The following is a 19,845-nucleotide window of genomic DNA, read 5'->3' on the forward strand; positions in this document are numbered from 1 at the left end:
ATATTATCTCACGCAAAGGCGCAGAGGAGCCAGGGCGTTGCGCGGGTTCCCCGCGTTGTAGCAACTGGCGTCACGCAAAGAAGAAAAAGATTTATGTCTATTGAGGAAATCAGGGTTTATGGCACTGTTCAAGGGGTAGGATTTCGACCTACTGTGTATCGTTTGGCAAAAGCTTGCGGGTTACGCGGGGAAGTTTTTAATGATGGTCAAGGTGTGTTAATTCGGGTATCTGGTAGTGATGAATCTCTAACAGAATTTGTTCAAAGATTGCAGCAAGAATGTCCTCCTTTAGCAATAATTAATCAACTGACACGAACTCGTTATCAGGGTGAATTTAGCTTTAATGATTTTGTTATTTCTACGAGTGTTAGTAATGCGATAAAAACAGAAATTGCCGCTGATGCTGCTACTTGTCCGCAATGTCAAGAAGACATTTTTAATCCCCTTAGCCGTTGGTATCGTTACCCCTTTACTAACTGTACTCATTGCGGTCCGCGCCTAAGTATTATTCGCGCCATTCCTTACGACCGAAATAATACCAGCATGGCTGCTTTTGCCATGTGTTCAGAATGTGCGAAGGAATACAACGATGTCGAAAACCGTCGATTTCACGCTCAACCTATTGCTTGCCATATCTGCGGACCTCAAGTGACTTTAGAACGTGCAGATAATAAGCCGATTACCGCTTTCATGTTCTCGATGCTGGATGATATTGATGCTGTCTGTACCTTGTTGCAAAAAGGCGAGATTGTAGCAATTAAGGGGTTAGGTGGTATTCATCTTGCTTGCGATGCAACACAGGAAACAGCGGTGCAAAAATTGCGCGATCGCAAAAAACGTTACCATAAACCCTTTGCTTTAATGGCGCGAGATATAACGGTAATTGAAGAATATTGCACCCCCAGCGCCAAGGAAAAAGAATTATTAAAAAGTCCCGCAGCACCAATTGTTTTAATGCGAAAGAAGGGACTAGAAGACAGGGTGACAAGAGAAAAACTCTTAACTCCTAACTCCTCATTCCTAACTCCTAACTCTCTAGCACATTCCGTAGCACCTGGGCAAAATACTCTGGGTTTTATGCTACCTTATACGCCCTTGCATCATCTAATTCTCAAACGGATGAATCGCCCGATTGTTTTAACAAGTGGCAATATTTCTGATGAACCGCAATGTATTGATAATGAAGAAGCGCGGCAAAAGTTAGGAAAAATAGCCGATTATTTTTTACTACATAACCGTAAGATTGTTAACCGATTAGACGATTCTATAGTGCGGGTTGTCGGTGATAAAGTGCAAACAATTCGCCGCGCTAGAGGATACGCGCCAACACCTATCAATTTACCACCAGGATTTAACAACGTTCCTCATATATTAGCAATGGGTAGTGAGTTAAAAAATACCTTTTGTCTATTGCGAGATGGACAAGCAATTCTTTCTCAGCATTTAGGAGATTTAGAAAACGCTGCTGCTTTTAATGCTTATCAAAATACGCTAAATTTATACTTAAATCTATTTGAACATAAACCAGAAATTATATCTGTAGATTTACATCCTGAATATCTTTCAACAAAACTAGGTAAAGAACTAGCAAACGCTAATCAAATAAAAGTTTATAACATCCAGCATCATCACGCCCATATTGCCGCTTGCATGGCAGAAAATAATATTCCTCTAGATAGCAACCCTGTTTTAGGAATCGCTTTAGATGGACTAGGTTATGGCGAAGATGGCACACTCTGGGGCGGAGAATTTATGTTAGCAGATTATCACCAATTTAAGCGACTGGCAACATTTAAACCAGTAGCAATGATTGGAGGTAAACAAGCAATTTCTCAGCCTTGGCGTAACACTTATGTCCAATTGCTATCAGCGTTTACTTGGCAATATTTAAAACAAGAGTACGGTGAGTTAGAAATCTTACAATTTATCGAAAAAAAGCCGTTAAACCTTCTCAATCAGCTTATAGAAAAAGAGATTAACTCTCCTTTAACTTCATCAATCGGGCGTTTATTTGATGCAGTTGCTGCTGCTATCGGTATTTGTCGCGAAGAATGTAGCTATGAAGGACAAGCAGCGATCGCAATGGAAGCCTTAGTCGATGTCCATAGCTTAAATAATCATGAAGAAACTCAAATTTATCCTTTTAAACTTGACATTTCAGATAGTATTTATTGTATAGACCCGCGCCCAATGTGGCAAGCTTTACTCCACGACTTGCAACAGCAGATTTCTCAACCTGTCATAGCTGCTAAATTTCACAAAAGTTTAGCTAACGTCATTGTAGAAATGGTTAAACATCTGCGTACAGAAAATGTAATAAATAAAGTCATTCTTACCGGAGGAGTTTTTCAAAATAGTATTTTATTACAGCAAGTAAGTAACCGCTTACAAGCATTAGAAATAAAAGTACTAACTCATAGTTTAGTACCCTCAAACGATGGCGGCTTATCACTAGGGCAAGCTGTTATTGCTGCCGCTAAATTAATAAATCCATAAATTGCAAGATTTTAAATACTCTTTCTTTTCTTTCTCTGTGTTCTCTGTGCCTAGTAAGGTTCGTTTATCTTCAACAAGGATAACAAAACATGTGTTTGGGAATACCCGGTCAAATAACAGAAATAACTGACATAAATCAAAAACTAGCCCTTGTTAGCGTAGGTGGTGTAAAGCGTCAAGTTAATATTGCTTGCATCGTTAACGAACAGCATCCCGCCGAATCTTGTGTTGGAGATTGGGTATTGGTTCATGTAGGCTTTGCCATGAATCGAATTAACGAAAAAGAAGCGGCGGAAACATTAAAGTTATTGGAAGAGTTAGCAGAAGCGATAAGTTAAGAATAAGCGCTCTCTGCGCTTACTACGAGTAAATTCATCTAAAATACAAAGTTAATATGAAATACGTTGATGAATTCCGCGAACCACAAAAAGCTGAAGCATTACTTCACGAAATTGAAAGATTATGTCTAATATTAGGAAAGCCCATCAAATTAATGGAAGTATGCGGCGGTCATACCCATTCTATTTTTAAATATGGCATTGAAGAAGTTTTGCCCAACACAATAGAATTAATTCACGGTCCAGGTTGTCCGGTGTGCGTGATGCCAAAGGGGAGATTAGATGATGCGATCGCTATCTCCCAAAATCCCAACGTCATTTTCACCACCTTTGGCGATGCCATGCGGGTTCCCGGTTCCACAACCAGCTTACTGCAAGCCAAGGCACAAGGCGCAGATATTCGCATGGTTTACTCTCCCCTAGATAGCCTGCAAATTGCTAGAGAAAACCCCGACAAAGAAATCGTCTTTTTTGCCCTTGGGTTTGAAACAACTGCCCCCAGCACTGCTTTTACCATCCTACAAGCAGCATCCGCAAAAATTCACAACTTCAGCATGTTTTCCAATCACGTCCTCGTGATTCCTGCCTTGGAAGCACTGCTAGATAATCCCGATTTACAACTTGATGGATTTATCGGTCCGGGTCATGTCAGCATGGTAATTGGCACAGACCCTTATCAATTTATTTCTCAACAGTATCATAAGCCAATTGTTATCTCCGGATTTGAACCTTTAGATATTTTTCAATCAATTTGGATGCTATTACAGCAGCTAGTTGAAAATCGTTGTGAAGTTGAAAATCAATATAACCGAATCGTTGAAACACAGGGAAATATTGTTGCGATAGAAGCTATAAACGAAGTTTTTACAGTACGCGAAAACTTTGATTGGCGAGGTTTAGGTGACATTCCCAACTCTGGCTTAAAAATTCGGACAAAGTATGCCCAATTTGATGCCGAACTTAAATTTACCATTCCTAACCTCAAAGTTGCCGACCATAAAGCTTGTAAATGTGGGGAAATTCTCAAAGGAGTATTGAAGCCTTGGGAATGCAAAGTATTTGGTACAGCTTGCACCCCAGAAACACCGATTGGAACTTGCATGGTTTCTTCTGAAGGTGCTTGTGCAGCTTATTACAAATATGGTCGCCTTTCTAAAGTTGCTAAGAAAAATACACCGGAAAAATCACAGGTAACAATATCTCAAGAACCTCTCCCCGCTTGCGGTAAGTCTCGATAAAAAGGAGATTATATGCCATTTATCACAGTTCAAATTGCGAAAGGTCATTCTATTGAAAAAAAACGCGAATTAGTTAAAGCCCTCACTGATACACTCGTTGCTACTTTGGGTTCTAAGCCTGAGTGGATTACAATTCATATTGATGAATTTGAAAGGGAAAATTGGGCGGTAGGGGGTCAATTACATTCTGATAAGCATAGCGGTAGACATAAAGAGAAAGGTGTATAAAGCTATGATTGTAAAGTGCTGCCTTCTACAATTTATACGCCATTAATGTCAAGTATAAAAATACCAAGGACATACCGAATCAATAGTAATCGCTGTATTCTTAGATGCGTCTGTGAGCAAGATATTTCACATGTATTCTCAGCTACACGCTTCCAAGGATTTAACGATGGGATGCTTTGGGAACCACCACAATCCATTGAAGAACTTAACGAACCTTTTAAAAGAAGTCTTCAAGCCTGGGATTCTGGTTCAGCTTACACATTCACTATTGAATCTGCCAAAACTAGCGCATTTATTGGCAGAATTTCTATTAGAAAAGGCGAAACTGAAGGTGTTTGGAATCTTGGCTTCTGGACACACCCAGAACATCAACGTCAGGGTTACATGACAGAGGCTGCTAAAGTAATTATCGAGTTCGGTTTCACGGTTTTGGATGCCGATCGCATAGAAGCCTATCATGCTTTGTGGAATACGGGTAGTGAAAAAGTCTTAAAAAATGTGGGCATGAAGTTTGTTCGTTATATCCCGCAAGGCTTTCAGAAGCATGGTAAGTGGGTAGACGAGAATCTTTTGACAATTGAAAGAGAAGCTTTCCAAGCTTTAAAGGAAATTTAAATCTTATTTAATATGAAATTTTCCCCCAATAACTCAGCACAAAATCCCCTATTTCAAAAAGTCCCTCGCCGGGGTAAACTGCGAGATACTCATATTACTCTCGCGCATGGTAGCGGTGGCAAAGCAATGCGCGATTTAATTGACGATATCTTTATCAGTAATTTTGATAATTCAATTCTCTCGCAATTAGAAGACCAAGCAAGCTTTAACTTAGCAAGTTTCACACAACACGGAGATAGACTCGCTTTTACCACCGATTCTTATGTTGTAGATCCTTTATTTTTTCCTGGCGGTGATATAGGAGAATTAGCAATTTATGGTACTATTAATGATTTAGCGGTGAGTGGTGCTAAACCTTTATATCTTAGTTGTAGTGTAATTTTAGAAGAAGGATTATCTGTAGAAACATTACGGCGTGTCGCTACAAGCATGAAAATAGCCGCGCAGAAAACTGGTATACAAATTGTGACAGGTGACACGAAAGTTGTGCAGCGCGGTGCTGTAGATAAGTTGTTTATTAATACTGCCGGTATTGGTGTTATCCCAGCAAAAGTTGCGATTTCGGCACACAATATTCAACCGGGAGATGCGATAATTATTAATGGTGAATTGGGCAATCATGGCGCTGCTATTTTAATTGCCCGTGGTGAATTGGCATTAGATACTGATATTGAAAGTGACTGTCAGCCGTTACATGATTTAGTTGAAACTATCCTCAATGTTTGTCCCGGAGTTCATGCAATGCGGGATGCAACACGCGGCGGTTTGGCTACAGTATTAAATGAATTTGCTGTTAGTTCAAATGTCGGAATTCGCCTGGATGAAAAGTCTATCCCAGTGCGTGAAGAAGTAAAAGGTGTGTGCGAAATTCTCGGTTTAGATCCGTTGTATTTGGCGAATGAAGGTAAGTTGGTTGTAGTGGTGAAAGGTGATAATGCTGACACTGTTTTATCAGCTATGAAGTCTCACCCAGCAGGAAAAGATGCTTGTATTATCGGTGAAGTTATTTCTTCGCCTCCGGGAATTGTATTATTAAACACTATTTTCGGTGCTGAACGCATTGTTGATATGCTTGTGGGCGATCAGCTACCACGCATTTGTTAAGTTATGATGATGATTTCATAGAATTTATTAAGTTTTTATATAGATATTTGTAGTCAATCGGACTTTTTCACAAAAAGGCTATTGATAGGATTTGTGATAGATAAGCAATCAAAAGTTAGTTTTTTGGTGAATTAAGTAATTTTTTTATTAGTTATACAAGCTTAATGTATAATGCCTACCTAATTTTTTCGGGTGCGTTAACGCAGTGTAACGCACCCTACATCTGATATTAAAAAAGAGCGATCGCTTGAATTTTATGCACGAAATAGGAATTACTCAAAATGTTGTAGCAATTGTAGCTGAATACGCCAATGGTGCAAAAGTGCGACGAGTATTATTAGAAATTGGCAAGCTTTCAGCTATTATGCCTGATGCCGTATCTTTTTGTTTTGATGTTTGTTCTCAAAACACAGTTTTAGAAGGGGCAATATTAGAAATATTGCAAATTCCCGGTTTGGCAAGATGTCGTCAATGTGGTGCAGAAATTCCTTTAGAAAAGCCCTTTGGTGTCTGTAATTGTGGAAGTAAGCAACTAGATTTAATAGCTGGCGAAGAATTAAAAATTAAGGAAATAGAGGTAGATGAAGTATGTGTGTAACTTGCGGCTGTTCTGATGATGCTGAAGCTAAAGTTTCTAATTTGCAAACGGGTACAGTAATGACAATTCAGCCTGAAAGTGAAACCCATCACCATCATACTCATGTGTTACCTGATGGTAAGCTAATTACTCATTCTCACAGTCACGAACCTGTTACTGAAACCCACCACCATCATACTCATGTGTTACCTGATGGCAAGGTAGTTACCCACTCTCATAGTCACGATATTAATGAAGTTTCTCAAATTCATGCCAAAATACATGGCAGAACTATATCTTTAGAACATGAAATTTTATCAAAAAATAATCTTATAGCTGCCGAAAATCGCGGCTGGTTTAAAGGTAGAAATATTCTGGCATTAAATTTAGTCAGTTCTCCGGGTTCGGGAAAAACAACTCTCTTAACTCGCACTATCAATGATTTAAAACAGCAGTTATCTCTTAGTGTAATTGAAGGCGATCAAGAAACTACTAATGATGCGGAAAAAATCAAAGATACGGGCTGCAAAGTTGTTCAAGTAAATACGGGTAGTGGCTGTCATTTAGATGCAGCAATGGTAGAACAAGGTTTGCAACAACTCAATCCACCTTTTAACTCTATAGTGATGATTGAAAATGTTGGCAATCTTGTTTGTCCGGCTTTATTTGATTTAGGAGAACAGGCAAAAGTTGTAATTTTATCGGTGACAGAGGGAGAAGATAAACCGATAAAATATCCCTATATGTTCCGCGCTAGTGAGATAATGATTTTGACAAAAATTGATTTGCTGCCTTATGTCAAGTTCGATGTGCAACGCTGCATAGAATACGCCAAGCAAGTCAATCCGCAAATTCAGATTTTTCAGCTTTCAGCGCAGACTGGAATTGGTTTAGATAATTGGTATGATTGGCTGTCCAAAAAAGCCATTAGCCATTAGCAACATCGTAGAGACGTTCCGCCGGAACGTCTTTACAATATATGTAGCCGGACATAATATAACAGCGTTGTCTCAAAGCCAATCTCGATAAGCTGAGATTTCGTTGACGCTAATTTCAAACGCACCCCCTTTGCCAAATGGAGGATAAACGCGGATGTTAGCGTTACTAGAAAACCGTTCTAATCGATTGCCAAATTGAGGAATGTTGCTGACTATATGCCAGTAAGATACTATGTCAGGACTGTCAATTACCAAGGTCAAACTATCGGCATTTGTGGTGATGTACCAATGACAATTAGATAGTAATGTTCGGGTAATGCGATCGCACGCTTGATAAAAGCATCTGCCAGTAGATTGTTCTAGCTCTTGATGCAGCATTCTATCATGTTTTGTCACCTCTGTTGGCGGTAAATCATCCGCAGGCAGTGAGGGTGGTTTACACATAATTTTGCACCTCCTGGTTGTAGCGAGTCAAACTCTCTAGGTTTTTTTGCAAGTCAAAAGACGAGGGTTTGAGTGCCAGCGTGCCTATATTTAATTCATCCTGAAATTTTTTGATTTTGTCGCGACAAGTTGCCACATCACCAATAATCGAATTCTCAATCAAATAGTCTTCATCAAAACAAATGTTGTCGCGGTCAAATGGTTTGGCTTTTTGATTGAGGCTGCCTTGCATGAGTTGGGCAGAATTCGCTTTCATTTTCAGGCTGTATTTGCGGATAAAAGGCATCGCTTCATTCACCGCTTCATCGTATGTCTTAGCAGCAAAAAAGAAGCGTGCCAGCATAAGATTTTCAGCACCGCTGGAATTTAAGGCACGATATTTGCCAACAGTATTCTTCAATCTATTCAGTGAAAACGGCGGTCCCCCCATCAAACCAAAGGAATGTTTTGCGGCAAAGGCTACCCCGTCATCATCGCCAGTTGCTACAAACACGGGAATTTTCGGTTGCAATGGTTTCGGGTAAATTGTCAACTTTGCACATTGATAATATTGCCCGTTAAAGGTGACATCCCTTTCATATAACAACTGCTGAATCATCGCCATCGCTTCTAACATTTTCGGGCGAGATTCACTCGTTCCTGTAGCAAAATGCTTGTTTTGTTGCGGAAACGGTCCACCTTTGGCGATTCCAAATATTAACCGACCACTACATAAATTATCCAATGTAGCAATATCTTCCGCAACTCGAATCGGGTTATGAAACGCCAGCAACACCGCTCCAGTTCCTAATCGAATTGTGGAAGTAACGCCCGCTAAATGCGCCAGCAAGACTAACATTGATGAACTGATATTCAATTCATTGAAATGATGTTCGCTCACCCAGGCTTCGTTAAAGCCGAGGTATTCGGCATGTTTTACCAGCGCGACTTGTTCAAAAATCGCACGATGGGCATCCTGGCAAGGATTTTCATAATTACAAAACAATCCAGTTTTCATGGCGATCGCTATTATTTCTAAGTTGCGACCCAATGCAAATCTAACCACAAACGTGGATGTGCCTGCTTTAGTTTTGACATCGGATCGCGTAGCAGTCGTGAGGCATTCAAAAACACCACCTGAACTAACCCCATGTTGTCTGCTACTTCTCTAAGTACATCTTTTTTTGCTTGCACATAAGTCAATATTTCCGCAGAGCAATAAATCCCTATGTATTGCAAGCGTTTAGGAGGTCGTCCCCAATAACAGGTGATGACTTTCACATAACAGCCGTCTAACAATTCCCCTAATTGTGGGTAATAGTTTTCCACGACTCTTATGAATTCTTTGGCTAGGATATCTTCAGTAATCATTACAAAACATATTTTTGTAGCGCTCATCACACATGTTAATATAACATATTTAGTGTCAATAAAATTTGACAATAATCCCATTTTTTATTAATGTTTTATAATTACAATTAAACAATAGGAGGTATTGCTCAAAGCATACCTCCTATCAATTTGATATAGCACCCAAGCTTTTTTTAAACTTGCCTTTGACTGGAAAAATCATCAAATGTAGCGCCAATCCAGCCAAGGCAGTTAAATAATTTAAATTGATTGTTTTCGCAAAACATCAGAATTCCCATGTTAAAAATTTCTGATTCAAAGTTTTCACTCATAACAATCATTAATTGTGATTATCGAGCATTACGCTCTGACACCAAAACCTCTGCTACCAATTCTGGCAAATCCATGAGGTCAACATATCCATCTGAACCACGCATAGGAGAGATAAATGTATAGTTTGGGTCACACTCTCCATTGTCGTAAACTTGAATAAACCACCTATCAGGAAATCCGGCGATGCCAAGTTCTACAATGTACCAAGACTCGCCAATCAAACGAGAGTTAAAGATTGTAAACCACTCTCTATTTGGTTCGGAAATGTTCCAATCTGCCATCAGGAACTCTAACGCGATTTGTCCGGCATCTATTGAAGTCAATAGCATTTCTACTCCTTATTTGAAACTTCAGGATACAATCCTAATTCCTTCGCTAGCTCACGCGCAACAAAAAATAAAAACTCGGCACCATCTTGATTTCCTTCGTGAGCAAACATAGTTCCTACTTGCATCATTGTCTGCACCAAGCCACTATCAATTAATTCTGGCTCTTGCTGTAAAACTTCTGGTTCCTGACCGTTAGGACACTTAAGTAGCTTATCAATTAAATTAAAATACAGGTTTTGGCGTTGTTCTTGGGTTTGTTCAGTCATGGTTACTTTTATTGATGCGCGAATTGTTTATTGCTCGATGCTTTGCTGCCAAAGTCTTTCCAACATTTCTATCTGTTCTTGCAAAACCGCAGCTCGATATACAAGATACCTATCGTAGAAAAGAATTCCTAAGCCAACACAAATAGGGAAAAACAAGAAAAACCATTCCAACATAGTGGCAATTTTATATTGCTCAACAGTAGTTAGTATTTCTTGGGCAGGGTTGGGTTTTGTATCTTCTTCCTTAGTAGTTAATAACCTTTGTTGCAGTGCTTCGTCAGCAGTATCTGTACCAATTTGATTAACTGCATAAGTTGAATTCTTTATTTCTAATAATTCGATATGTCGTCCCCAAATTATGCCAAATACTACTACTCCTGGAGAAAGCACTGCTAAAGTTACTAAACAAACTGTGATAATATTTACAATTCGGGATCTCATCTTGACTCTTCGTTGCAAGGCAGTATCTACCCAGCGAGCAAATATTTTTTACGGGTTATACAAGCACTAAGCTTTGGCAAATAAAAGTCTGGCTGAAGCGTGCAAAATATAAATATCCGAAGTAAGAAAGCACTAATGACAGGAATGACGCACATCTTTCCCTTATCTACAACAGGGGGTTAAGAAGTCCCCCCTCGTTCTTTAGGTTTGCACCATCAGAATGTCGGGGGGTAGAGGGGAATCTCTGCGTAAATCCTATAAGTTTTATATCAGTCGTCTCTGCACACAACTATTTATCTGTGTGGATTAAGATTATTAAATTAATTAGATTTGTACTCAAAGCCTGCAATTCTTATCTGATAAGACTTACAAAAATTTTTTGGGGTATGGGTACTAGTATTTTTGGGTTGGGGTACTAGTATTTACCTTCTGGGGGTTCTAGCATTTTTGTACTCAACATCAAACCCTTCCAGGCTTTGATAAAAGACTGTTTTTGAGCTAATTTCACACAAGAGTTCTGTTGTACTCAAAGCAAATCATATTACTTGGTAAATATACACGCAATTAACTTAAAATGAATCAAGAAAACATTAATATAACATGAAATATTTGCGTTTTTTATCTAGAGAATTTGAAAAATCATCTAAACACTACAGAAATAACCTTTATTGATTTATAAAATACTTTGTTAGTAAGCCAGAGTTGTTAAAGCGACGAACAATTCACACTCGCATCACACAACTCAACAGCCAGATTCCCACTCAACCCTTGCCCACTCTAACCAGTCTCAAATATTTTAAGTTTTCTGGGTAAGTTAGAGTATATAATTTATATATGTTTATACATACACTTGCACGCCCAGAGTGCAACTTACATCAACAACTCATTCAAAGAAAGAAATTAGTAAATTCAAATCGTGGCACACATATAGACCACTAACTGTAAGAAAATAAAATGTGTGACACTTTACTAAGTTTAGAATTTTAGGAGTTAATTCGTGCGGATAGCTAAAGACGTAACAGAACTTATTGGACGGACTCCTTTAGTTGCTCTGAATAAGATCCCCCAAGCTGAAGGATGTGTAGCCCGAATCGTCGCGAAGCTGGAAGGAATGAACCCAGCGGCTTCAGTCAAAGACCGCATCGGCATCAGCATGGTGCAGCAGGCAGAAACAACAGGCTGGATTACGCCAGGAAAAACCATTTTAGTTGAGCCGACCTCTGGTAATACCGGGATTGCACTCGCAATGGTGGCAGCAGCGCGTGGCTACAGTTTGATTTTAACGATGCCAGAAACGATGAGTTTAGAAAGACGCGCCATGCTACGCGCTTATGGTGCTTCTTTGGAGTTAACTCCAGGGGCAGAAGGAATGCGAGGCGCAATTCGCAAAGCGGAGGAAATTGTCGCTAAAACTCCTAATGCTTTTATGCTGCAACAGTTCCGCAACCCAGCAAATCCAAAAATTCACCAAGAAACTACCGCCGAAGAAATTTGGGAAGATACAGACGGGGAAGTGGATATTCTCATTGCTGGGGTAGGTACTGGTGGGACAATAACTGGAGTTGCCGAAGTAATTAAAAAGCGCAAGCCAAGTTTTCAGGCGATCGCTGTTGAACCCAGCAATAGCCCCGTCCTCTCTGGTGGTGAACCAGGACCGCATAAAATTCAAGGCATTGGTGCCGGATTTGTCCCAACCATTCTCCGTACCGAACTGATTGACGAAGTGATTAAAGTCAGCGACGATCAGGCGATGGCTTATGGACGGCGTTTGGCGAAAGAAGAAGGATTGTTATCTGGTATATCCTCTGGTGCTGCTTTATATGCAGCAATTCAAGTCGCTAAACGCCCAGAAAACGCCGATCGCTTAATCGTCATGATTCAGCCTTCCTTTGGCGAACGCTACCTCAGCACCCCGATGTTCCAAAACTTGGAAGTCGAAGCTACGGCTGTGCGTTAGGGAGACAGGGGGGGAGGGGGGACAAGGGGGACAAGGGGGACAAGGGGGACAAGGGGACAAGGAGACAAGGGGACAAGGGGACAATTCTTTCTCCCCATCTCCTTGTCTCCCCATCCCCCACTCCCCCCCTCTTTCTAATGCTTGCACTTACCTTGCTGATGGTGTTCGCGATCGTGACCGTGGGCACAGCCTTGTAGGTCTTGGTTCATGAGTTTTTCGCTCATTTCTTGGAGGGATTCATCCGCAGCGGTTAAACCAATCCAAGCATTGATTTTTTCCACATCGAAACCGGCTTCACGGCGATCGCCTACTTGAATCAAGGGACGCCGAATTAACAGCGGATCGCGCAGCATCAATATTAAGGCAGTTTGTGCGTCTAATTTTTCTGGATCTACCTCACCGGATTTTACCGCTGGGGCGGCGCGGTTTATCCACTCAACCACAGGGCGATCGCCAAAAAATGAGCGCAAACGCTCAACTGTCCAAGGTTCAGTTAACAGATTATACGGCACAACTTCATGACCGGCGGCTGTCAGCAGAGTTTTTTGTTTAGTATTGTTTTTGCAGCCTGGTTTTTCATAGAAAATTACTCTTGCCATTGAATTATCTCCTTAATAATTAGATAGATTAGGACTTACGCATTCTCTTTTGGTCTGTTGATGTTCTTGGCAGTTCGTTCAAGCCATTATCAAAGAATGCATTACGTAAGTGATATGGATATAGCAATCCTATCTAATGAGTGAAAAAAGACTTTTGAGAAACGAACCGCAGAGGCACAGAGAGAACAGAGAAAGAGGAAGAGAGAGTTTTACGCTCTTATTTGGGATTGCTATATAAACAAAAATCAGTTTAATAGATAGTTACTACCCCAGTAAAATTTTAATTAATATAATTAAATATTTGTCAGAAATAGTTATTAATATATATTAATTAAAACTTTTTCGCAGTTTGACTACTTCTGTCAAACTCAAACCTTTCCTTGGGGTCAGTTTCGCCATAAATATTAAAAGTAACAGTTGGTTCATCACCTACCGCTTCTACACTATGAATTGCATCGGGAGTAAAGCTTATAATATCTCCTGGTTCTAAAGTTATGTCGCCTGTAGTTTCAATTTTATCTGGAAATTCTGCACTAGGACTGCGTTGCCAACAAGTAGTTTTTTCCTGTCCTTTTAATACCGCTACTACTCCCCAAGTTCCGTGGTTGTGAATTGATGATTTTATTCCTGGTAAAAATGTTACCACTTGCACTGTTAAAGGAAAACCTAACTCATCATACAGTAGTAAAACAGAAGTTCCAGTTTCTGGAGAAGGTTGTAATTTTTGACTTTGCACCCAATAGGAATTAGTAATCAATCGCCTTACCAGCATCCGAATTTCTGGAAGGCGACTCGATTCGTCGTCAACGTTATTAAGAACATCTTCTACCTCAGTTATAAACCGATACAGGCGATAATTATCTCTTAATAAATCCCATTCTCTAGCTGATTTACATGCTTGATATTTACCGTCTCCAGTTACAAGCCAATCTCTATTTTTCATAATTTTCAGTATTTGAAGATAGGTTGTGTTTTGTAGTAAGCGCTTTAGCGCTAAAGCGCTTACTACGAAGATAATTATTCTTCATCTTCTTCCGCTGGGCGTGTCAAAATATCAAGTATAAGTCCCCCACCAAATTCTTTTTTATCATCAACTTCTTTGACTCTGGCACTTATTTCTTTAGCTTGTTCTATCTCTCCCAGCTTTGCTAATACTAATCCAGAAGCGGCGTAAGCGGTTAAATATAGCCTAATTGAGGGGTTATCTTTGCGACTAACTAATATTGGCTTTAATTGTTGCCAATCATCAGGTAGATTTTCGTGATTATGAATTTTATTTATAACTTTGACTGCCATTTGCAGTGCTAGTAGATAATTATTTTTATAGTAAAAATATCTATATGCGGCGATTAACACATCTATATTATCTTGTGTTTTAGCTAAAGCTTGCTGCATATACTTTTCTGATTCGGCGGTATTTTCCCAGCTTTTAGCGGCTAATATCAATAAATTCTTGATATCTTCTGGAACTTGAAACCATGAGAATGTTTTTGAGTCAGCTTTCATAAAAATCTCCTTGATGGGGAATGGGGAGTAGGGAGTAGGGAATAGGGAATAAAGAAGTTTTGAATTTTCACCACTGCCCACTCCCCACTCCCTTCCCTTTATTTAAACAAGGTGAGAATGTACAGCAGGGAGAATAAAACAATCCAGATGATGTCTACGAAGTGCCAGTATATTTCTGCCATTTCAATACCAACGTGCTTGGTAGCAGAATAGTGACCGGGACGACGCGATCGCCACAATACACCTAAAATTAATAACAGTCCCACAAATACGTGCAAACCGTGGAATCCTGTCATTAAATAAAAACAGTTGGAAAATACGTTGGTCGTCATGCCGTATCCTAAAGTTAGATACTCAACAACCTGACCAAGTAAGAAAACTGCTCCCATAATTGCAGTGATGGTATACCACCGCTGCATTCCTTTGACATCATTCCTTTTAATTGCTGCGTCACCAAAATGAATGACGAAACTACTAGAAACGAGAATGATAGTGTTAATTGTCGGCAATAAAAGCTCTACTTCGGTGTTTTCTGGGGGCCAAACTGACGTTATTCCTCGAAAGAACAAATAAGCCGCAAAAAAGCCGCCAAACATTAAAGATTCAGAAGCAAGAAAGGTCAATAATCCTAATACTCGCAAATCTTGATGTTCGCTGTGTTCTGCGTGATGTTCTGCATTTGATGTTGCGATCGCCATATTGTTGCAGCTTGAATAAATGTCCAAAAAGAAATCGTAATAAGCGCTATAAGCGCTTACTACGAACTAACTAAGCACTAACTTCCGTCGCAGTAGATGGCGGCAGTTCAGCGCTATGATTATCGATGCCGTAGTCGTAGGGACCGTGAGTGACAACGGGCAATACTTCCCAGTTTTCAACTATTGGTGGTGAACTGGTTGTCCATTCTAAAGTCAAAGCTTGCCAAGGATTATCACCGGCTTTTGGTCCAGCAATCCAACTCCAAATGACGTTGATGGTGAAGGGAATCACTGAAGCTGCCAATACAAAAGCACCAACAGTACAAATCTGATTCAGGCTGATAAATTGCGGATCGTACATGGCAACTCTTCGAGGCATTCCTTGCAAACCCAACTCGTGCATCGGCAAAAATGTCAAATTAGTGCCAATGAAGGTGAGGACGAAGTGAATGCGACCCCAAGTTTCATTCATCATCCGTCCGGTCATTTTCGGGAACCAATGGTAAATGCCGGCGTAGATGCCAAATACGGAACCGCCAAACAATACATAGTGGAAGTGCGCCACTACATAATATGTGTCGTGGACGTGAACATCAAAGGGGGCTGTTCCCATCGTTACACCGCTTAAGCCACCCATGACAAACATGGATAGCAAGCCAATAGCAAATAGCATGGCGCTGGTGAAGCGAATTTTACCACCCCAAAGGGTAGCAACCCAACCGAAAATCTTCACGCCGGTGGGAACAGCCACAATGAGGGTGGAGATGGTGAAGAACATCCGCATCCAACCGGGTGTACCGCTGGTAAACATGTGGTGTACCCAGACGAACAAACCGACAACGCAGATGGCTACGCTGGAATAGGCGATCGCCTTATACCCAAAAATCGGTTTGCGAGCGTGTACGGGTATCACTTCGGACATAATGCCGAAAATTGGCAGAATCATCAAATAAACTGCCGGGTGCGAATAAAACCAGAACAAATGTTGGTAAATTACCACATTACCGCCAGCATCTGGTTTAAAGAAGGAAGTACCAAAGTTGATGTCAAACAACAACAGCACCAAACCAGCTGCTAACACGGGTGTCGAAAGAAGCGCCAAAATAGCAGTTGCTAAAGTCGCCCAGCAAAATAAGGGAACTTGATCCCATTTCATGCTAGGGACTTTCATTTTCAGGATGGTGATGACAAAGTTCACCGAACCCAAAATTGAGGAAGTTCCCACCAAGACGATCGCTAAAATCCACATCGATTGTGCGGTGTTAGCGGTAACTAAACTTAATGGTGGGTAAGCAGTCCAGCCAGATTGCGAACCGCCAAAAAAGAAACTACCAAGCAGTAATGCACCTGCTGGTGGATTCAACCAAAAGGCGATCGCATTCAACTTCGGGAAAGCCATATCTCTAGCACCAACCATCAACGGCACCAGATAATTACCAAATCCCCCAATTGCACTCGGTACAATCCACAGAAAAATCATGATTGTTCCATGATTCGTCATGAAAGCGTTGTACAAATTCGGGTCGAGGAGGTCTGCATCCGGTGTCGCTAATTCTGCACGCATAGCAACAGCCATCAGTCCCCCAATCAGATAGAAGACAAATGCTGTAACTAAATATTGGATGCCAATAACTTTATGGTCAACATTAAACGTGAAGTAGTCATACCATTTCCACGCTTGAGGATGGATCGTATGGGCACTCACCAATTGAGTTTTATTGTCTTCGTGTGGAGTATTCGGTGGAAATTCTACTTGCGTCATATTTTTTCCTTTGTCCAACCGCTTCGCGAAGTCACGCATTCCATAGTCCAAAGTCCACAGTCCACAGTCCAAGATGTTTTGACTCTTGACTCTTGACCATTGACTCTTGACTCTTGACTCTTGACCATTGACTCTTGACTCTTGACTAATGACTCATAGACTCTAGAGTTAGTGAACTAATCCCCATATCATGAGCGTAGGGAGCAAGAAACTCTGAAGTTGATAACTCAGCTGGCTTGACTGCAACAGCTTGATTGAGTTCTTGGTTTTGAGCAATTTTGTTTTCTGTCAGCCAGCTATCATACTCTTCTGGTGTTTCCACAATTACAGAAGATCGCATTGAACCGTGATAGCCACCGCATAATTCTGTACAAACTATCGGATATGTACCCGGTTTAGTAGCGACGAATCGCAATTGAGTAGGGATACCGGGAATTGCGTCTTGCTTCAATCTAAATTGCGGTACCCAGAATGAGTGGATAACATCTGTTGCGGACAAGTTGATTTGTACGTCGGCACCAACTGGAACGTGTAATTCTCCAGAATTAACGCCACTTTCGGGATAGTTAAATAACCAAGCAAACTGCATCCCGGTGACATCAACAACTAAGTCGGCAACTTTGCCTTGTTCAGCCGGAGTTCCACCAATGCCAATTTTCCGCGCACCTGCTGGGGGTACTGGTACTTCCAATTCCGTTGTTGAGGCGTCACTCAATGTAGCTGCGATCGCGCTTCCCGGCATCTGAGCAACATGAGATGGAGAATGGCTCATAGCCATCATATGTCCGGGTGCTTCAATTCCACCCATGCGCGTAAACACATCAACACTGTATATTCCCAAGCAAAGGACAATGATTGATGGAACTGCCGTCCAAAAAACTTCTAAAGGAAGATTGCCCTCAATATGGACACCATCGGTATCATCACCTTTACGGCGACGATATTTAACTGCAAAAATTAAGATGGTTCCTTCTACTACCAAAAAGAGAGCGATCGCAATGCTGAACATGATGTTGAAAAACCCGTCCACCAAAGGCGCTTGTGCTGAAGCTTGCACCGGCAGTAAACTATGGTTTTGACCAAGCCAGATGCTTAAAACTGTGACGAATGCCCCAGCAACTAAAGTTAATAATGAAACAGGAATTTCTTGCATACATACCTGCTGTGTACAACATCGTGTTTGTGTGATTTTCTTTCTTTTTACCCCAGGATTCATATCCTGTATTGATGTATATCCTAGGCAGGAAAGAAAATAGTTTTCTCGCTTGTGAGAGCATCACAACAAGCAGATTTTTTTGCTTTCACCTATATATTTTCTCTGTTTATTATAGAGAATCCGGGAAAAATCTCTATATTTCTTAATATATTTTGTCCGGCAAAGCTACAACTAAATTTTTGCTTATAGTTAACTATAAGCATTTACCAATCAAGTTTCATGATGAAGCATAAAAGAAAAAAAGCCAAAAGCATCACCACCGATCTAGGCTATATTAGCAGCAAGTTTAAATTTGTTAATAGCTGACATTTTTCGATTTCTAGATTGTTTTACTGGTAACTTTTTGCGTACCGATAAATATTCAGCATTCCCCTTTTGGGTTGGTCGAGTACTAGATAGGTGGTCGCTTGCCTTTCGGCAAGCGCATTTTCCGGCAATAGCGCTTGAAAAAAGCGCATAAACCTTAATTTACTAAGGCAACATGGGTGTAGCAATTCTTTGGACAAATTCTTGCACAAGCCTCACAACCAACACAGTTTTCTGGATTAGCCACTGTCATTATTTTCCGTTCGATTTCATCATCATCTTCATCTTCTACAAGTTCGCCTTCTTCGTTTAGCGCTGCCAAAGATAGTACATTATGCCCGCAAATTTTAAAGCATCTGCCACAGCCAATGCACTTTTCTTGATCGATATCTTGAGCAAATTTAGGTGTCCAAGTTTTACCGCCAAATGTCAAGCCTGTTAGTTGTGCCATGAATCTACCTCAGCAATTTTGCTTACTAATCTATCTGGACTCTTATTCTCATCCTAACTTAATCTTAATTAGCTGGCTTTATTATTCACAAATGATTATTTTCTCTATCAATTTTTGATGACTTTAACTTAATATTTTGAGTTTTTTAAGTTATTTGAAACTTTCTAATTGAAAGTTTTTACCAATAATTTAAATTAGACGTTGACTGATATCATGCTTATATCGCCTGATTCTGCTGATTTGGGGTGAGACGCAAGATTTATCAGAACAGTCGATTGCTGAAGACTGAAATTCCTTGTTTACTGACAAATAGAAAGAAATAACTGATGTTTAATTTGATAATTTTTGGTAAACTTTGTCTGACTGATGATAGTGTTTGTAGAGAAATATGCGTTACCAACTACAAATAATAAATAGTGTTTAGATATACATAATTGCTTTTTTATTAGCTTATGTATATCCGGAATCTATATTGGGCAAAGTAAATGATGTGAAATTTACTTTTTAAGCGATCGCCTACATAACTAAATACAAGCTCAATATCATATTTTTGATTATTTACCTCAATTCAACATATTGATTTTGTCATTAATAACTGTAAATTAGCTAACAAAATAATTACTAAATTTAATTATTAATAATATTAATAAGCACGGTACAACCTCTGGCTAAAA

The 19,845-nt window shown here is 40.1% G+C and carries 22 protein-coding genes; 9 read left to right on the top strand and 13 right to left on the bottom strand.

Annotation, left to right across the window (positions count from 1 at the left end; translation table 11 throughout):
* Nucleotides 1–93: 93 nt before the first annotated feature.
* The 8 genes from hypF (at nt 94) to hypB (ending at nt 7,534) form a co-directional block, all read left to right on the top strand.
* Entirely contained in the window at nt 94–2,496 is a 2,403-nt protein-coding gene (hypF, locus tag PI95_RS06360) for a carbamoyltransferase HypF (RefSeq protein ID WP_039753340.1), read from the top strand.
* A gap of 89 nt (nt 2,497–2,585) precedes the next feature.
* Nucleotides 2,586–2,834 carry a HypC/HybG/HupF family hydrogenase formation chaperone gene (locus tag PI95_RS06365; RefSeq protein ID WP_039753339.1) on the top strand — a complete coding sequence of 83 codons (249 nt, stop codon included), beginning with the start codon at nt 2,586–2,588 and terminating at the stop codon, nt 2,832–2,834.
* Between the two features lie 56 nt (nt 2,835–2,890).
* A complete protein-coding gene (gene hypD, locus PI95_RS06370) occupies nt 2,891–4,072 on the top strand; it encodes a hydrogenase formation protein HypD (RefSeq protein WP_039753338.1) in 1,182 nt (393 codons plus the stop codon).
* Nucleotides 4,073–4,084: 12 nt separating this feature from the next.
* Nucleotides 4,085–4,300: a tautomerase family protein gene (locus PI95_RS06375; protein ID WP_039753336.1), complete on the top strand. Its 216-nt coding sequence runs from the start codon at nt 4,085–4,087 to the stop codon at nt 4,298–4,300.
* A gap of 45 nt (nt 4,301–4,345) precedes the next feature.
* Nucleotides 4,346–4,915 carry a GNAT family N-acetyltransferase gene (locus tag PI95_RS06380; protein WP_236116956.1) on the top strand — a complete coding sequence of 190 codons (570 nt, stop codon included), beginning with the start codon at nt 4,346–4,348 and terminating at the stop codon, nt 4,913–4,915.
* 12 nt (nt 4,916–4,927) lie between these two features.
* Complete coding sequence (hypE, locus tag PI95_RS06385; protein WP_039753334.1) at nt 4,928–6,019, top strand: hydrogenase expression/formation protein HypE; 1,092 nt, start codon at nt 4,928–4,930, stop codon at nt 6,017–6,019.
* A 256-nt stretch (nt 6,020–6,275) separates the two neighbouring features.
* Nucleotides 6,276–6,617: a hydrogenase maturation nickel metallochaperone HypA gene (gene hypA, locus PI95_RS06390; protein WP_039753333.1), complete on the top strand. Its 342-nt coding sequence runs from the start codon at nt 6,276–6,278 to the stop codon at nt 6,615–6,617.
* Nucleotides 6,608–7,534 (top strand): hydrogenase nickel incorporation protein HypB, encoded by a 927-nt coding sequence (hypB, locus tag PI95_RS06395; RefSeq protein ID WP_039753332.1) that lies wholly within the window; start codon nt 6,608–6,610, stop codon nt 7,532–7,534. Before hypA ends, hypB begins: the two co-directional genes overlap by 10 nt.
* A 72-nt stretch (nt 7,535–7,606) precedes the next feature.
* Here hypB and PI95_RS06400 read toward each other — a convergent pair whose 3' ends face one another.
* The 6 genes from PI95_RS06400 to PI95_RS06425 all read right to left on the bottom strand — a co-directional run bounded on the left by PI95_RS06400 (nt 7,607) and on the right by PI95_RS06425 (nt 10,676).
* Nucleotides 7,607–7,978, bottom strand: a complete 372-nt coding sequence (locus PI95_RS06400; RefSeq protein WP_039753331.1) for a hypothetical protein — start codon at nt 7,976–7,978, stop codon at nt 7,607–7,609.
* On the bottom strand, nt 7,971–8,975 hold the full coding sequence (locus PI95_RS06405) for an LLM class flavin-dependent oxidoreductase (RefSeq protein ID WP_039753329.1): 1,005 nt from the start codon (nt 8,973–8,975) through the stop codon (nt 7,971–7,973). Before PI95_RS06405 ends, PI95_RS06400 begins: the two co-directional genes overlap by 8 nt.
* 17 nt (nt 8,976–8,992) lie before the next feature.
* Complete coding sequence (locus PI95_RS06410) at nt 8,993–9,328, bottom strand: hypothetical protein (RefSeq protein WP_039754174.1); 336 nt, start codon at nt 9,326–9,328, stop codon at nt 8,993–8,995.
* Nucleotides 9,329–9,657: 329 nt separating this feature from the next.
* On the bottom strand, nt 9,658–9,969 hold the full coding sequence (locus tag PI95_RS06415) for a hypothetical protein (protein WP_039753328.1): 312 nt from the start codon (nt 9,967–9,969) through the stop codon (nt 9,658–9,660).
* Nucleotides 9,970–9,971: 2 nt separating this feature from the next.
* A complete protein-coding gene (locus PI95_RS06420; protein WP_039753326.1) occupies nt 9,972–10,235 on the bottom strand; it encodes a hypothetical protein in 264 nt (87 codons plus the stop codon).
* A gap of 27 nt (nt 10,236–10,262) precedes the next feature.
* Nucleotides 10,263–10,676, bottom strand: coding sequence for a hypothetical protein (locus tag PI95_RS06425; protein ID WP_039753325.1), 414 nt, complete (start codon nt 10,674–10,676; stop codon nt 10,263–10,265).
* 997 nt (nt 10,677–11,673) lie between these two features.
* Between PI95_RS06425 and cysK the strand changes: the two genes are divergently transcribed.
* The gene (gene cysK, locus PI95_RS06430) at nt 11,674–12,633 is read left to right on the top strand and encodes a cysteine synthase A (RefSeq protein ID WP_039753324.1); all 960 of its coding nucleotides are present in this window, start codon (nt 11,674–11,676) and stop codon (nt 12,631–12,633) included.
* A 134-nt stretch (nt 12,634–12,767) separates the two neighbouring features.
* On the opposite strand, the gene PI95_RS06435 is transcribed toward cysK, so the two are convergent.
* The 7 genes from PI95_RS06435 to fdxB all read right to left on the bottom strand — a co-directional run bounded on the left by PI95_RS06435 (nt 12,768) and on the right by fdxB (nt 19,171).
* Nucleotides 12,768–13,232 carry an ArsC/Spx/MgsR family protein gene (locus PI95_RS06435; protein ID WP_039753322.1) on the bottom strand — a complete coding sequence of 155 codons (465 nt, stop codon included), beginning with the start codon at nt 13,230–13,232 and terminating at the stop codon, nt 12,768–12,770.
* A 331-nt stretch (nt 13,233–13,563) separates the two neighbouring features.
* Nucleotides 13,564–14,175 (bottom strand): cysteine dioxygenase family protein, encoded by a 612-nt coding sequence (locus PI95_RS06440; protein WP_039753321.1) that lies wholly within the window; start codon nt 14,173–14,175, stop codon nt 13,564–13,566.
* 74 nt (nt 14,176–14,249) lie between these two features.
* The gene (locus tag PI95_RS06445; RefSeq protein WP_039754173.1) at nt 14,250–14,738 is read right to left on the bottom strand and encodes a hypothetical protein; all 489 of its coding nucleotides are present in this window, start codon (nt 14,736–14,738) and stop codon (nt 14,250–14,252) included.
* Between the two features lie 98 nt (nt 14,739–14,836).
* Nucleotides 14,837–15,436: a cytochrome c oxidase subunit 3 gene (locus PI95_RS06450; protein WP_039753320.1), complete on the bottom strand. Its 600-nt coding sequence runs from the start codon at nt 15,434–15,436 to the stop codon at nt 14,837–14,839.
* A 70-nt stretch (nt 15,437–15,506) separates the two neighbouring features.
* Entirely contained in the window at nt 15,507–17,198 is a 1,692-nt protein-coding gene (gene ctaD / locus PI95_RS06455; protein WP_039754172.1) for a cytochrome c oxidase subunit I, read from the bottom strand.
* Nucleotides 17,199–17,343: 145 nt separating this feature from the next.
* Nucleotides 17,344–18,351, bottom strand: coding sequence for a cytochrome c oxidase subunit II (locus tag PI95_RS06460; RefSeq protein WP_039753319.1), 1,008 nt, complete (start codon nt 18,349–18,351; stop codon nt 17,344–17,346).
* A gap of 526 nt (nt 18,352–18,877) precedes the next feature.
* A complete protein-coding gene (gene fdxB / locus PI95_RS06465) occupies nt 18,878–19,171 on the bottom strand; it encodes a ferredoxin III, nif-specific (RefSeq protein ID WP_039753317.1) in 294 nt (97 codons plus the stop codon).
* Nucleotides 19,172–19,845: the final 674 nt, after the last annotated feature.

It is taken from the genome of Hassallia byssoidea VB512170 (assembly GCF_000817785.2).
GTDB classification, from domain to species: domain Bacteria; phylum Cyanobacteriota; class Cyanobacteriia; order Cyanobacteriales; family Nostocaceae; genus Hassallia; species Hassallia carrinoi.

Excerpts from the sequence above, each read along its gene's own strand:
- PI95_RS06405 (WP_039753329.1), bottom strand. The coding sequence starts at position 8,975 with ATGAAAACTGGATTGTTTTGTAATTATGAAAATCCTTGCCAGGATGCC.
- PI95_RS06435 (WP_039753322.1), bottom strand. The coding sequence starts at position 13,232 with ATGGCAAGAGTAATTTTCTATGAAAAACCAGGCTGCAAAAACAATACT.
- PI95_RS06415 (WP_039753328.1), bottom strand. The coding sequence starts at position 9,969 with ATGCTATTGACTTCAATAGATGCCGGACAAATCGCGTTAGAGTTCCTG.
- PI95_RS06380 (WP_236116956.1), top strand. The coding sequence starts at position 4,346 with ATGTCAAGTATAAAAATACCAAGGACATACCGAATCAATAGTAATCGC.
- PI95_RS06445 (WP_039754173.1), bottom strand. The coding sequence starts at position 14,738 with ATGAAAGCTGACTCAAAAACATTCTCATGGTTTCAAGTTCCAGAAGAT.
- PI95_RS06440 (WP_039753321.1), bottom strand. The coding sequence starts at position 14,175 with ATGAAAAATAGAGATTGGCTTGTAACTGGAGACGGTAAATATCAAGCA.
- hypE (WP_039753334.1), top strand. The coding sequence starts at position 4,928 with ATGAAATTTTCCCCCAATAACTCAGCACAAAATCCCCTATTTCAAAAA.
- PI95_RS06365 (WP_039753339.1), top strand. The coding sequence starts at position 2,586 with ATGTGTTTGGGAATACCCGGTCAAATAACAGAAATAACTGACATAAAT.
- PI95_RS06420 (WP_039753326.1), bottom strand. The coding sequence starts at position 10,235 with ATGACTGAACAAACCCAAGAACAACGCCAAAACCTGTATTTTAATTTA.
- hypF (WP_039753340.1), top strand. The coding sequence starts at position 94 with ATGTCTATTGAGGAAATCAGGGTTTATGGCACTGTTCAAGGGGTAGGA.
- PI95_RS06425 (WP_039753325.1), bottom strand. The coding sequence starts at position 10,676 with ATGAGATCCCGAATTGTAAATATTATCACAGTTTGTTTAGTAACTTTA.
- hypB (WP_039753332.1), top strand. The coding sequence starts at position 6,608 with ATGTGTGTAACTTGCGGCTGTTCTGATGATGCTGAAGCTAAAGTTTCT.
- PI95_RS06410 (WP_039754174.1), bottom strand. The coding sequence starts at position 9,328 with ATGATTACTGAAGATATCCTAGCCAAAGAATTCATAAGAGTCGTGGAA.
- ctaD (WP_039754172.1), bottom strand. The coding sequence starts at position 17,198 with ATGACGCAAGTAGAATTTCCACCGAATACTCCACACGAAGACAATAAA.
- hypD (WP_039753338.1), top strand. The coding sequence starts at position 2,891 with ATGAAATACGTTGATGAATTCCGCGAACCACAAAAAGCTGAAGCATTA.
- PI95_RS06375 (WP_039753336.1), top strand. The coding sequence starts at position 4,085 with ATGCCATTTATCACAGTTCAAATTGCGAAAGGTCATTCTATTGAAAAA.
- hypA (WP_039753333.1), top strand. The coding sequence starts at position 6,276 with ATGCACGAAATAGGAATTACTCAAAATGTTGTAGCAATTGTAGCTGAA.
- PI95_RS06450 (WP_039753320.1), bottom strand. The coding sequence starts at position 15,436 with ATGGCGATCGCAACATCAAATGCAGAACATCACGCAGAACACAGCGAA.
- fdxB (WP_039753317.1), bottom strand. The coding sequence starts at position 19,171 with ATGGCACAACTAACAGGCTTGACATTTGGCGGTAAAACTTGGACACCT.
- PI95_RS06400 (WP_039753331.1), bottom strand. The coding sequence starts at position 7,978 with ATGTGTAAACCACCCTCACTGCCTGCGGATGATTTACCGCCAACAGAG.
- PI95_RS06460 (WP_039753319.1), bottom strand. The coding sequence starts at position 18,351 with ATGCAAGAAATTCCTGTTTCATTATTAACTTTAGTTGCTGGGGCATTC.